The organism is Amycolatopsis sp. M39 (assembly GCF_001651785.1).
Taxonomy (GTDB): domain Bacteria; phylum Actinomycetota; class Actinomycetes; order Mycobacteriales; family Pseudonocardiaceae; genus Amycolatopsis; species Amycolatopsis rubida.
On the sequence record NZ_LWSF01000013.1, the window covers coordinates 12,995 to 25,604 of the forward strand.

Below are 12,610 nucleotides of genomic sequence, written 5' to 3' on the forward strand. Positions count from 1 at the left end.
AACCCAAGAGATCGGGGTGATCTCAGGGTTTTTCCCGGACGGTTCCGGCGGGCACGGAGATTAACCTGCCAGGGTCAAGATGAGTAGACTGCCGACCTATGAAAGCGGACACGTTGCGCGGACACCTCGACGCGTTGCTGCTCGCCGTCCTCGACGGCCGTAAGCTGCACGGATACGCGATCATCGAGGCATTGGCGCTGCGCAGCGACGGCGCGCTCGACCTGCCCACCGGCACGGTGTACCCGGCGTTGCGCCGGCTTGAGCGCGCCGGCTGGCTTGCCAGTGAGTGGGACGTGGTGTCCGGCCGCAAACGGCGCACCTACCGGCTCACTCGCGCCGGGCAGCAGGCGCTGGCCGCGGAGCGGGTGCAGTGGCGGGAGTTCACCACGGTGATCGGTGGAGTGCTGGAACCATGACCACGACAAGTCAGACCGCGTTGAGCCCCGTCGAGGCCTACCTCGCCGAACTGGACCGCGCGCTGATCGGCCGCCGCGGCACGAAGGCGGATCTGCTCGCCGAAGCACGCGACGGCCTGCACGACGCGGCCGAGGCGTACCGCGAAGGCGGCTGGAGCGAGAGCGAAGCACAACGCCGCGCGGTAGCGGATTTCGGTCATGTCCGGGAGATCGCCGGTGACTACCAGGCGGAACTGAGCATGCACAACGGCGTACGGACGCTGTGGCTGCTCGTGCTCGGTGTGCCCGCGATGCAGACGTCGTGGGAGGTGGCGCGCATCTTCACCTACGGCCCCTGGTCGCGGCTGACCACGCCGAGCCCCGGTTGGTATTCCTACGTCACGCAGTTCACCCACGCCGCGATCTACGCCGTGCCCGTGCTCGGCCTTCTCTCGCTGCTGGGCACCCGGTTCGTCAGCCGCCGGTTCGACGGAGTCCGCACGGCCCGGGTCTGCCGGACGCTCGGTGCGGTCGCGGTGGGCCTCAACCTGTTCTCCGTGCTGCTGCTGATCGGAGCGACCGGAGCGGTCGACGCGGCGCGGCTGTTCCTGAGCGGCCCGTGCGGGCTGCTGATGGTCGCGTGGGTAGTCCTGTCGTTCCGACTTGCCGTGCTAGCGCGACGTTCCTGGCGGCGGTGTGCCACGATCGTCGCGTGACGACCGCGCTGATCTACCTCGTAGTCATGCTGCTGGTGGCCGCCGTGGTGTTCCTCCTGGCCGCTGTGGTGTTCGGCCGGGGCGAGGAACTGGCGCCGCTGCCGCCGGGCAGCTCGCCGACCCGTCTGCCCGCCGAGGACATCACCGGCGAGGACGTCCGCCAGGTGCGCTTCCAGCTCGTGTTCCGCGGCTACAAGATGTCCGAAGTGGACTGGGTGCTGCGCAGGACCGGCGTGGAACTGGACGAACTGCGCGAACGGGTCGCCCGGCTTGAGGCGGCGCACCAGCCGCGCGAACCAGCGCACCGGAGGCCGACGGGTGAGTGACCTGGTGCTGTCGGTCGACGTCGCGGCACCGGCTGGCACGACCTGGCTCGCGCTCACCGACTGGGCCCGCCAAGGCGAGTGGATGCTCGGCACGCAGGTGCGGGTGATCGAGGGCAACGGCCGCAGCGTCGGCTCGAAACTCGCGGCCTTCACCGGCTTCGGCGGCATCGGCTTCACCGACACCATGGAGATCACGACCTGGGAACCGCCGCTGCGCTGCACGGTGCGCCACCTGGGCAGCCTCGTGCAGGGAACCGGGGTGTTCCAGGTGCTGTCGAAGGGTGCCGGACACTGCACCTTCGTGTGGGCCGAACACCTCAAACTGCCCTTCGGCCTGCTCGGCCGCGCAGGCTGGCCCTTAGCGCGCCCCGCGTTCGCCCTGGGAGTACGGCATTCGCTGCGGCAGTTCGCGAGGTTCGCGGAGAACTATTCAATGGGGGAACAATGACCGAACTGCTGGGCGAAGACGGAATCGCCCGCTGCAGCTGGGGCAACTCAGCTCCGGACTACGCGACGTACCACGACGAGGAGTGGGGCGTCCCGCTCCACGGCGAGGCTGAGTTGTACGAACGCCTGTGCCTCGAATCGTTCCAGTCGGGACTGTCCTGGATCACCATCCTGCGCAAACGCGAGAACTTCCGAAAAGCGTTCCGAGGCTTCGCGCCGGAGAAGGTCGCCCGCTTCGGCGAGAAGGACGTCGAACGCCTGATGCAAGACGCCGGTATCGTCCGCAACCGCGCGAAGATCGAGGCGGCGGTGAAGAACGCGCGCGCCGTGGCAGACCTGGACATCCCGCTGGACAAACTGCTGTGGTCCTTCGCCCCCGCCAAGCACCGCCGCCCCCGCACCATGGCCGACGTCCCAGCGATCACCGACGAATCGAAGGCAATGGCGAAAGACCTGAAGAAACGCGGCTTCGCCTTCCTCGGCCCCACCACGTGCTACGCCCTGATGCAAGCCACCGGCATGGTCGACGACCACGTCAAAGGCTGCTTCCGCGCCGCGTGAAGTCCGTGAGGGCCACCCTCACGGACTCTGATTCCCCAGGGTTCCCCTCACGACCGGCCCGCTCCGCCGCTCGCCCACTGCTTACGAGACCGCCACCGACGCACTCAACTATCGAGGCACCCAAGCCCCTCCCACGCACCCCGATACGAAGCCTCACTGCGGTCTGGGGTGGCTTGTCGAGGCATCTTTCCCGCCTGGACAAGCCACCCCGGGCCGTCAGCACAATCAAGCTTCGGGGTGTCCCACGCAACTCTCTCTTTCAGCGGCGCAGCCGCTCACTTCCCCTGAAAATCCGGCCGACGCTTCCCCACAAACGCCTCCACCGCCTCACTGTGATCCGCAGTCGCCCCCAACGCAGTCTGCGCCGCGTCCTCGGCAGCCAGCGCCTCCTCCAGCGAAGACTCCGCCGCCACCCCCAGCACACTCTTGATCTTCGCGTAAGCCACCGTCGGCCCAGCCGCCAGCTTCGCCGCCACCTTCTGCGCCCGAGCGGCAAGCTCCTCGTCCGGCACGACCTCCCCGACGAGCCCGATCCGCAACGCCTCCGCCGAGTCCACCGTCCGCGCCATCAGCATCAGCTCGGCAGCCCGGCCGTATCCGATCAGCCGCTGCAGCGTCCACGACGCGCCGGAGTCCGGCCCGAGACCGACGTTCGCGAACGCCATCAGGAACGACGACGACTCCGCCGCGATCCGCAGGTCGCTCGCGTACGCGAAGGCCGCGCCGGCGCCCGCCGCGGTGCCGTTCACCGCCGCGATGACCGGCTTCGGCATCCCGGTGATCGCCTGGACGATCGGGTTGTAGTGGTCGCTCACCGTGTGCAGCGGGGCCGGGTCGTTCGTCTGCAGCAGGCCGACGTGCTCCTTGAGGTCCTGCCCGGCGCAGAACGCCTTGCCGGTGCCGGTGAGCACCACCGCGCGGACGTCCGGGTCCTCGGCGGCCGCGCGCAGTTCGGCGATCAGGCGCTCCTTGAGCTCGACGGTCAGCGAGTTGTACGCCTCCGGCCGGTTCAGCCGCAGGGTGCGCACGCCGTCGGCGTCGGCGGTCAACAGGACGTCGGATGTGGTCACGAAATGCTCCTCTGAAGCGGCGGCTCGGGTTCTCGGGACTGAGTCTCGCACCCTCGGCGGGCGGCATACCAGCACCGATGCGGCGGCAAATGATCGGTCCGCGTTCGCGCCCGGGCGCTGATGAGGGACAATGGGGGACGAGACCCGGCTGGCATGGGAGTGCGCGACCCGGGCGCGCCGGTTGAGACGGAGGGAGCACGCTATGGCGGCCATGAAGCCCCGGACCGGAGATGGTCCCCTCGAAGTGACCAAGGAGGGGCGGGGCCTCGTCATGCGGGTGCCACTGGAGGGTGGCGGCCGGCTGGTCGTCGAGCTCTCCGCGGAGGAAGCGAAGGACCTCGGTGCCGCATTGCAGGAGGTCACTGGCTGACCTGCGCTCTCCCCGCTCTGTCCACTGTGCACCCCGGTCTCCTTCTGGAGGCCGGGGTCGGTTCGTCTGCGCCCTAAGGTTGCTCGCTGTGCGTAATTCGCTACCACCTGTTCCCACGAAGCTGCCCGAAATCGAGGTCGTCGCCACGACGCGCCGCGGAGTCCCGCGAGCAGTGCTGATCGCGCTGGCCGAGGCGGAGGAAGGCGCGGCGTACGGGACGAGCGGACACACCGCCGAAGTGCGCGAAGTGCCCGAAGACGGCGATGCTCCGCGCTGGGTCGCCGGTATCGGCGAAAGCGCGCCGAAGGACTTTCGACAGACCGGTGCCGCGTTGGCGCGCGCGTTCCGCGAAGCGGCCGGGGACCGTCCGATCCGGACAGTCCAGGTCGTGCTGCCTGAAGACGCGACAGCGGAGCACGCGGCGGAGTTAGCGATTGGGCTGTCGCTGGGCGGATATCGCTTCGTGGTCACCACGACAGAGCCGAAGCCGCCTGTGCCCGCCGTACGCCTCGTTGTCGCGCATGAGCGCGCTGTGTCCGCGTACGCAGACGCTGTCGCCCGTGTACGCGTTCTCGCGGCGGCTGCTGCCTTTACGCGCGACCTCGCGAACACGCCGTCGAACATCAAGAACCCGGCATGGCTGGCGAACACCGCGGCGAAGGTGCTGGGCGGCACGGTCGACGTGACCGTGCGGGACGAGAAGTGGCTCGCCGACAAGGGTTTCGGCGGGGTTCTGGCGGTCGGCGGCGGTTCGGCTTCGCCGCCGCGCTTGATCGAAATGACGCACCGCCCGCGCGGCGCGACGAAGCACCTGCTGTTCGTGGGCAAGGGGATCACCTTCGACACCGGCGGCATTTCGCTGAAGCCTGCCGACGGGATGCACCTGATGCGCACCGACATGGCGGGCGGCGCGGCCGTGATCGCCGCGATGCGCGCGATCGGGGAGCTGAAGCTGCCGGTGCGGGTCACCGCGCTGGTGCCCGCGGCGGAAAACCACGTTTCCGGCGGCTCCTACCGGCCGGGCGACATCGTGCGCCACTACGGCGGCCGGACCACCGAGATCGGCAACACCGACGCCGAGGGCCGGATGGTGCTGGCCGACGCGCTCGCCTACGGAATCGCCCAGTTCAAGCCGGACCTGATCGTCGACGCGGCCACGCTGACCGGCGCGATGAAGGTGTCGCTCGGCCTGCGCACCGGCGGCGTCTTCGCGACTGACGACGACCTCGCCGCCCGGGTGATCGAGGCGGGTGCCCGCGCCGGGGAGGCGTGGTGGCGGATGCCGCTGGTCGAGGACTACGCGACCGGCATCGAGGGCGAACTCGGCGACGTCCGGCAGGCCCCCGGCGGGCCGGGCGGGATCATGGCGGCGCTGTTCCTGCGCGAGTTCACCGCGGGGCTGCCGTGGGCGCACCTGGACATCGCGGGCCCGGCGCGCGCGGACAAGACGTACGACGACGTGGTGCCCGGCGCGTCCGGGTTCGCGGCTCGGACGCTGGTGGAGTTCGCGGCTTCCTGCGAGGGCTAGTTCTTCCCCGCCAGCTCTTCTTCGCGACGGGTCAGCACGATCGGGTCCCCGTCGGTGATCGCCACCGTGTGCTCCGAATGCGCGGTGCGCGAGCCGTCCGCGGAACGGATGGTCCAGCCGTCCGGGTCATAGACGATCTTGTCCGTCGTGCGCGCCAGCCACGGTTCCAGCGCGAGCGTCAGGCCGGGCCGGAGTTTCCTGCCGCGGCCTGCCTTGCCGCGGTTGGACACGTGCGGTTCGCCGTGCATGGTGCGGCCGATGCCGTGGCCGCCGAACTCGGTGTTGACCGGGTAGCCGTAGCCGGTCGCGACTGCCTCGATCGCGGCCGAGATGTCGCCGAGCCGGTTGCCTGCCCGGGACGCCTCGATGGCGGCTTCCAGCGCTTCCTCGGTTGCCCGGATGATCCGCTGGTCCGCTTCGGCGGGCGTGCCGACGATGACCGTGCGCGCGGAGTCGGCCGCCCAGCCGTCGATCGTCACCGCGATGTCCGCGGTGAGCACGTCACCGTCACGGAGGGTGTAGTCGTGCGGCAGGCCGTGCAGGACGGCGTCGTTGACCGACAGGCAGATGACGTTGCGGAACGGGCCTTCACCGAACGACGGCGCGTAATCCCAGTAGCACGAGACGGCCCCGCGCCGCTTGATCATGCCGCGCACGTGGTGCTCAAGGTCCATCAGGTTGACGCCGACGTCGGCGAGTTTGCCGACCTCGGTCAGCACCTCGGCGATGAACCGCCCGGTCACGTGCATGCGGTCGATCTCCGCAGGCGTCTTCAGCTCGATCACGACTACCTCGCGTCCTCAGGTTCCGGTATTTCTATACCGGAAACGCTAGCACGGTACCGGGATACAAATACCACCCTGGCCGCTAGTCCGTCCGGCCGAGCACGTGGTCCCGGAACGCTTGAACGGCGGGCGAAAGCGGCTCCCCGGCGCGCCAGGCCATCCCGATCGTCCGGTGGACCGGCGGGTGCAGCGGCACCTCCGCGACCCCGGCCGGGGAACCGGGTTCGAAGCGCGGCAGGAGCGCGACGCCCAGGCCGGCCCCGACGAGTCCGCGGACGGTGTCGGATTCCTGGCCCTCGAAGGCGACCTTCGGCGTGAAACCGGCGGCGGCGCAGAGGTCGTCGGTGATCCGGCGCAGGCCGTAGCCGGGTTCCAGCAGCACGAACGGCTCGTCGGCCAGCTCCGCGACGCGCACGCTGCGCCGTGCGGCCAGCCGGTGCCCGGCCGGGACCGACAGATGGATCGGCTGCCGGTCGAGGACGACGGTCTCCAGTCGTTCGTCCTCGACGACCGGGGCGAGCAGGGCGAGATCGAGTTCCCCGGACACGAGCCGGTCGACCATGTCCCGCAGCGAACCCTGCACGAGGGAAAACCGCGCGGACGGGGCCTGTTCGCGATACGTGCGCAGCAATTCCGGCACCAGCGACCGGCCGAGCAGGTGCAGAAATCCGAGCACGACGCGGCCGCTCGCCGGTTCGATCTCCTCGCGCACGAGGCGGACCCCGGCGTCGACCACGGGCAGTGCGCGTTCCGCCGCGTCGGCCAGGAGTTCGGCGGCGCGGGTGAGCCGGACGCCCCGGCCGTCGGGCACGGTCAGCGGCGCGCCGAGGGCCTGTCCGAGCGCGGCCAGCCGCCTGCTGACTGTGGGTTGCGGCACGCCGAGGATCTCGGCCGTGCGAGTGACGTTTCCGGTGCTTCGCAGCGTGGCCAGCAAACACAGGTGCGGGACGAGCTGCGCGGTAAGGCTCTCATTCGGCACAGTATGAATAATGGCAGATATGCGTATTGGACGTATTGATTAGCGAAGCTTACTTTCACGGTCATGCTTTCCTCCGCCCGCCGGGTCAAGGTCGCGGTCGCCGCCGCGGGTTTCACGTCGTTCGCCCTGCTCTACGCCCCGCAGGCGGTCCTGCCGCAGCTCGCCGGCCAGTACCACCTCGACCCCGGCGGCGCGGCGCTCGCGGTGAGCGTGGCGACCGGCGCGCTCGCGATTTCCGTGCTGCCTATCGCCGCGCTGTCCGAGGCGATCGGACGGCGGCCAGTGATCATCGCGTCCGTCGTGCTCTCCTCGGTGCTCGGGCTTCTGCTGCCGCTGATGCCGAACTACTCGCTGCTGCTGGTGCTGCGCGCGGTGCAGGGCGTGGCGATCGCCGGATTCCCCGGCGTGGCCACGGCTTATCTGGTGGAACGGCTCGGGAAGACCGGCGTCGCGGCCGCGGTCGGGGCGATGATCGCGGGCAACACCATCGGCGGCATGACCGGCCGATTGGCCACCGGGTTCACCGCCGGTCCGTTCGGCTGGCGGGGCGCGCTGTACGTGGTGGCCGGGATTTCGCTGGTCTGCGCGGTCGTGACCGTGGTGATGCTGCCGCCTTCGCCGGTCCGGACGGGGGAGCGGCAAGGCCTTCGTGACATCGGCGTCGGACTGCTTTCCGCGGTGCGGCGGCCGGTGTTGCTCGCGCAGTACGCCGTCGCGCTGCTGGCCATGGGCGCGTTCGTCGCGTTGTACAACGCGGCCGGGTTCCGGCTGACCGGCGAGCCGCTGAACCTGTCGCCGGCCATCGCGTCGTTGGTGTTCGTGTCGTACGCGCTGGGTTCGGTTTCCTCGGCCACGGCTAACCGGCTGTCCGCGCGGATCGGGCGTCGGCAGGCGCTGGTCGGCGTGCTGCTGCTGACCGCGATCGGTGCGCTGCTGACGATCCCGGATTCGCTGCCGCTGATCGTCGTCGGTTTTCTGGTGCTGACGACGGCGTTCTTCGCCGCGCATTCGATCGCGAACAGTTGGGCCGCGGCTGAGGCACCGGAGAACGCGCGCGGCCAGGTTGGCGGGCTGTACATGCTCATGTACTACCTGGGCAGCAGCGTCGGCGGCGGGGTCGGCAGTGTGGTCTACGGGGCGGCTGGGTGGAGCTGGTTGATCGTCGCTGTCGTGATGTGGCTGGGGCTGGCTGTGGCGGCAGTGCGGGTGGGCACGCGGGTGCGGAGCGAGAAGCGGGTGTTGGTGGGGTCGTGAGTGCTGATCGCGGTTCTAACCGTGATTGCCGCTCACGAGCACGCCGTGGCCACCAGCAGCCCGCCGCCGACCGGCAGCAGCGCCGGGATCAGCCGACCGTCCTCGCGGACCGCTCGCGCGACCTCGCGCAAGGCCATCGTCTCCGGGTCGCGCCGGGCCGGGTCGGTGAGCCGCCCGCCCGCCAGGACCTGGTGGAACACGATCACCCCGCCGCGGCGCAGCAGGGCCACGCCCTGCTCGTAGTAGCCGGGGTACTCGATCCGCGCGGCGTCGACGAACACCAGGTCGTAGCCGCCCGGCGTGAGCCGGGGCAGCACGTCCAGCGCGCGGCCGACGATGAGCCGCATCCGGCCCGGCGGATAGCCCGCTTCGAGGAAGGTCTTGCGCGCTGCCCGCTGGTACTCCGGTTCGACGTCGATCGAGGTCAGCACGCCGTCGACGGCCATCCCGCGCAGCAGGTACAGCCCGCTCACGCCGGAGCCGGTGCCGACCTCCACGACCGCCCGCGCGGCGACCGTCGCGGCGAGAAACCGCAGCGTCGTGCCTGCTCCGGGGGCCAGCGGGGCGCAACCGAGGTCGACCGCGCGCAGCCGCGCCGCGGTCAGCACGTCGTCGTCGGGCAGGTACCCGTCGACCTGCTCGGCGCCGACCGCCCCGGTCTCGGCCGCCGCCTCTGTCCCCGAACTCACGCGCGAAGGTTAGCGCTGGTTGTCGATAAATCAGCGAAGGCTCCCTGGTAAGCGACCTCCGGCCCCGGGAAAGCCCGCGAAAACCCTGGGAAGGCCCTCGTCCGCCAACTTCTCAGGCTGCTCTCAGATCGGTCTCATGAGTTCCATAAGGAAGCTCGGCAGACTGAGTCTCAACCACACGGGAACACCGTGTGCCCGGCCCGCGTTGGCAGAGGTGAAGAGGAGTTGACCCAGATGGAGGTGCCTGCTCCCCTGATGCAGAACGCCGAACTGCCGGAAGCCGCTCCGGTGACCGTGGACGCAGCCGAGTCGGCTTGGACGCCGCCCTCGTGGGACGAGGTCGTGCGCGAACACGCCGACCGCGTGTACCGGCTCGCCTACCGCCTCACCGGCAACACGCACGACGCCGAGGACCTGACCCAGGAGACGTTCATCCGCGTCTTCCGGTCGCTCGCGTCCTACAAGCCCGGCACTTTCGAGGGCTGGCTGCACCGGATCACCACGAACCTGTTCCTCGACATGGCGCGCCGCCGCTCGCGCGTGCGCATGGAGGGACTGCCCGAGGACACCGACCGGATCGTCGGCGACGACCCGAGCCCCGAGCAGCACTACAGCGACACCCACCTCGACCCCGACCTCCAGGAGGCGCTCGACGAGCTGCCCCCGGAGTTCCGGGCCGCGGTCGTGCTGTGCGACGTCGAAGGACTGTCGTACGAGGAGATCGGCGCGACGCTGGGCGTCAAGCTCGGCACCGTGCGCAGCCGCATCCACCGCGGCCGCTCGGCATTGCGCGCGTCGCTCGAGCGCCGCCGCGCGACCCGGGAGGAATCTGCGAAGGTGTCTGTATGAGCGGCTGGCGTTTCGCCGAATCCCATCTCATGCCCGACGCGGTAGTCGCACTGGTCGACGGCGAGCTGACGCCGGGAGCCCACGACCGTGCCCTCGCGCACCTCGCGCGCTGCCCGGACTGCGCGGCCGAGGTGACCTCGCAGCGGCAAGCCGTCGCGGCGGTGAAGGACGCGGGCGCGCCGTCGATGTCGGCGGGCTTCCTGGCCAGTCTGCGATCCATTCCGGAGCACACTGATCTGCCGGGTTCGCCGGACAATCTCGCGGTCACCGCGGACGGCCAGCTGGTGGCGATCCAGCGGCCGGACCGGGTGGCCGGATTGCGTGACGCGGGAGTGCTCGGGGGTGCCGCGCCGTTGGGAACAACCGCGCCGCTCGGGCAGTCGGCGAACGTGCTCGGCGGCGGCCGGTTCGCCTTCAGCCGGAAGCGGGCGGCGCAAGGAGCCGGGGTCGTGGTGTCCGGGCTCGTGCTGAGCGCACTCGCACTCGTCGGGACCGCGGCGGATAGCGGGGACGGGTCCGGCGGGACCGGGCCGGTTCGAGCGCCTAACGCGGATGTGCTGCCGGCGAACATGAATGTGCCCAGGACGGCTGCCCCCTCTTCGGAGCCGGAGGCCGCGGTGCAAGGGGAGCCGGACGTGGTGCGGGCCGGGGCTGCTGTCGCGGCTCGGTAGGTCGCGTCTCGGTTAGGTCGCGGGCGGCTCGTCGCCTGTCGGCGACATTGCGCGCGGTGGGGCACCCCGAGGTGCTGACGGACGGCGGGTGCTTGTCAAGGCGGGAAAGATGCCTTGACAAGCACCCGCCGTCCGCATTGGCGCTTCGTATCGGGGTGCGCGGGTGGTGTGGGTGCACCGCTGGTTGGGTGCGCTGGTGCGGACACGTATCCACAGCGCCCCGCGCAGCGGCGGCACGCTCCGCGTGCGAGACAGCGCGGGGGCTTGGAAAGCCTTCACAGCCGGGGCTGTGGCAGCGGTGGGGGAATGCAGGCAACAGGCATTTCACTGCGGTCTGGGCACACTTCTCCCCAGGCTTGGGTATCGTCGACTCCCAGCCGAACTGAACCGCATCCCGGGGAATGATGACCGACCAGCCGAACGCTAACTCTGATCAGTCCGGTGCCGTCGGAACGGACCGGTTGGGGCCTCGGCCGCTTGAGCGGCCCGCGGTCGACCAGCAGCAGGCGGCTGTCTTCGGGCGGCCGCACGGGGTCGAGGGGGCGTTCGACAAGCTTTACACCCCGGCGCCCAACGGGAACGGGCAGAAGCTCACTCTCGCGCCGCCTACGCCGGAGTCGCTGGCGGAGGCGTTCAGCCGTCCTGCGGGGGCTGAAGGCGTGCGGTTGCAGCGGCCGCTCGAAGCCTCCGGGGAGACCGGTGCCGCGGAAGATCCGTTGTGGACTGATACCAGCGATCCGTGGCGTGATCCGGCGGCTGGAGCGGTGCTGGCCGGGCCCGCGGTCGTTCCGGAGGAGGACGAGGCCGAGAAGCCGAAGCTGCCCAAGGGCGCGCAGCTGAGCTTGCCTGAGGTGTTGTTCGGGCGGCGGGTGCAGCCGAAGGCGCTGGCGCTGCTCGGCATTGTCGCGTTGGTGATCGGCGCGGTGGGCGGGCTNGCGGGCTGGTCGGCTGGTGGGTCGCGGACACGGGGTCCGCGTTGACCGGCAGCGCCACGATTTCCGAGGCGGAGGCGGCCAAGGAACGGCCGCCGGGATCGCTGGCGGACATCGCGCGGCGGGTGTCGCCGGCGGTGGTTTCGCTGGAAGTGGTCAAGCCTGGCGCGGACAGCGGCGAGCAGGGCTCCGGCGTGGTGATCGATCCGCGGGGGTACGTGCTGACCAACGAGCACGTGGTCACGGCGGCGGTCGGCGACGCGGCTGCGAAGATCACCGCGGTGTTCAACGACGGGACGCGCACCGAGGCCAAGATCGTGGGGGCGGATCAGAAGACCGACCTCGCCGTGGTGAAGGTCAACGTGACCAACCCGGTCGTGATGCAGGTCGGGAAGTCGTCCGAGCTGCAGGTCGGGGACGCGGTGATCGCGGTCGGCTCGCCGCTCGCGCTGCAGAACTCGATCACCGCGGGCATCGTCAGCGCGGTCGACCGGCCGGTCACCGCGGGCGGCGACAACGGGGCGGCTCCGGTCACCTATTCGGCCATCCAGACCGACGCGGCGATCAACCACGGCAACTCGGGCGGTGCGCTCGTCGACTCGACCGGGGCGCTGGTCGGGATCAACTCCGCGATCCGCTCCTCCAGTTCCGACGGCGGCAGCATCGGCATCGGGTTCGCCATCCCCAGCGACTACGCCATGAAGATCGCCAAGGCGCTGATCAAGGACGGCAAGGTCAAGCACGCCGACATCGGGATCAACGCGGCTTCGACGGTCGCGGGCTCGTCCACGATGGGCGCGCAGGTGCGCAATGTCGCCCCGGGCGGGCCGGCGGCGTCCGCGGGGGTCAAGGAAGGCGACGTGATCACCAAGGTCGGCGACCACGTCGTGCGCGACTCCGCCGAGCTGACCGTCGCGGTGCGCAGCCACGACCCCGGCCAGGTCGTCCCGGTCCAGCTGGCCCGCGACGGTGCGCTGCTCGTAGTGGACGTCACGCTCGGATCGGACTGACACGGCACAGTAGCTCCCGTGCGACGTT

The 12,610-nt window shown here is 70.2% G+C and carries 14 protein-coding genes and 1 pseudogene; 11 read left to right on the forward strand and 4 right to left on the reverse strand.

All coding sequences use genetic code 11. The features are described 5' to 3' along the window. Nucleotides 1–98 precede the first annotated feature (98 nt). Genes A4R44_RS25435 through A4R44_RS25455 form a run of 5 tightly spaced genes read left to right on the forward strand, consistent with a single transcriptional unit; the run spans nt 99 to nt 2,445 of the window. Nucleotides 99–416, forward strand: coding sequence for a helix-turn-helix transcriptional regulator (locus A4R44_RS25435; protein ID WP_037815937.1), 318 nt, complete (start codon nt 99–101; stop codon nt 414–416). Beyond that, on the forward strand, nt 413–1,111 hold the full coding sequence (locus A4R44_RS25440; RefSeq protein ID WP_067585749.1) for a permease prefix domain 1-containing protein: 699 nt from the start codon (nt 413–415) through the stop codon (nt 1,109–1,111). Before A4R44_RS25435 ends, A4R44_RS25440 begins: the two co-directional genes overlap by 4 nt. Beyond that, nucleotides 1,108–1,437, forward strand: coding sequence for a DivIVA domain-containing protein (locus tag A4R44_RS25445; RefSeq protein WP_067585752.1), 330 nt, complete (start codon nt 1,108–1,110; stop codon nt 1,435–1,437). Before A4R44_RS25440 ends, A4R44_RS25445 begins: the two co-directional genes overlap by 4 nt. Next, nucleotides 1,430–1,885: an SRPBCC family protein gene (locus A4R44_RS25450; protein ID WP_043831994.1), complete on the forward strand. Its 456-nt coding sequence runs from the start codon at nt 1,430–1,432 to the stop codon at nt 1,883–1,885. Before A4R44_RS25445 ends, A4R44_RS25450 begins: the two co-directional genes overlap by 8 nt. Beyond that, nucleotides 1,882–2,445 carry a DNA-3-methyladenine glycosylase I gene (locus tag A4R44_RS25455; RefSeq protein ID WP_067585755.1) on the forward strand — a complete coding sequence of 188 codons (564 nt, stop codon included), beginning with the start codon at nt 1,882–1,884 and terminating at the stop codon, nt 2,443–2,445. Before A4R44_RS25450 ends, A4R44_RS25455 begins: the two co-directional genes overlap by 4 nt. A gap of 275 nt (nt 2,446–2,720) precedes the next feature. Here A4R44_RS25455 and A4R44_RS25460 read toward each other — a convergent pair whose 3' ends face one another. Further along, on the reverse strand, nt 2,721–3,515 hold the full coding sequence (locus tag A4R44_RS25460; RefSeq protein WP_067585758.1) for an enoyl-CoA hydratase-related protein: 795 nt from the start codon (nt 3,513–3,515) through the stop codon (nt 2,721–2,723). A 202-nt stretch (nt 3,516–3,717) separates the two neighbouring features. Here A4R44_RS25460 and A4R44_RS25465 point away from each other — a divergent pair, with 202 nt between their 5' ends. Next, nucleotides 3,718–3,885: a DUF3117 domain-containing protein gene (locus A4R44_RS25465; RefSeq protein WP_005155393.1), complete on the forward strand. Its 168-nt coding sequence runs from the start codon at nt 3,718–3,720 to the stop codon at nt 3,883–3,885. Between the two features lie 88 nt (nt 3,886–3,973). Beyond that, the gene (locus tag A4R44_RS25470) at nt 3,974–5,413 is read left to right on the forward strand and encodes a M17 family metallopeptidase (protein ID WP_067585761.1); all 1,440 of its coding nucleotides are present in this window, start codon (nt 3,974–3,976) and stop codon (nt 5,411–5,413) included. On the opposite strand, the gene map is transcribed toward A4R44_RS25470, so the two are convergent. After that, nucleotides 5,410–6,198 (reverse strand): type I methionyl aminopeptidase, encoded by a 789-nt coding sequence (gene map / locus A4R44_RS25475; RefSeq protein ID WP_067585764.1) that lies wholly within the window; start codon nt 6,196–6,198, stop codon nt 5,410–5,412. The two genes, A4R44_RS25470 and map, sit on opposite strands and share 4 nt — an antisense overlap. An 82-nt stretch (nt 6,199–6,280) precedes the next feature. Further along, nucleotides 6,281–7,177 carry a LysR family transcriptional regulator gene (locus A4R44_RS25480; RefSeq protein ID WP_067585767.1) on the reverse strand — a complete coding sequence of 299 codons (897 nt, stop codon included), beginning with the start codon at nt 7,175–7,177 and terminating at the stop codon, nt 6,281–6,283. 63 nt (nt 7,178–7,240) lie between these two features. Between A4R44_RS25480 and A4R44_RS25485 the strand changes: the two genes are divergently transcribed. After that, nucleotides 7,241–8,431: an MFS transporter gene (locus A4R44_RS25485; RefSeq protein WP_067585769.1), complete on the forward strand. Its 1,191-nt coding sequence runs from the start codon at nt 7,241–7,243 to the stop codon at nt 8,429–8,431. 32 nt (nt 8,432–8,463) lie between these two features. On the opposite strand, the gene A4R44_RS25490 is transcribed toward A4R44_RS25485, so the two are convergent. Further along, entirely contained in the window at nt 8,464–9,120 is a 657-nt protein-coding gene (locus A4R44_RS25490) for an O-methyltransferase (RefSeq protein ID WP_067585772.1), read from the reverse strand. 234 nt (nt 9,121–9,354) lie between these two features. Here A4R44_RS25490 and sigE point away from each other — a divergent pair, with 234 nt between their 5' ends. The 3 genes and pseudogenes from sigE to A4R44_RS25505 all read left to right on the forward strand — a co-directional run bounded on the left by sigE (nt 9,355) and on the right by A4R44_RS25505 (nt 12,582). Next, complete coding sequence (sigE, locus tag A4R44_RS25495) at nt 9,355–9,969, forward strand: RNA polymerase sigma factor SigE (RefSeq protein ID WP_067585775.1); 615 nt, start codon at nt 9,355–9,357, stop codon at nt 9,967–9,969. After that, entirely contained in the window at nt 9,966–10,640 is a 675-nt protein-coding gene (locus A4R44_RS25500; RefSeq protein ID WP_067585777.1) for an anti-sigma factor, read from the forward strand. The genes sigE and A4R44_RS25500 overlap by 4 nt, the downstream gene beginning before the upstream one ends. Nucleotides 10,641–11,044: 404 nt before the next feature. Continuing rightward, a pseudogene (locus A4R44_RS25505) lies at nt 11,045–12,582 on the forward strand (S1C family serine protease). Nucleotides 12,583–12,610 lie beyond the last annotated feature (28 nt).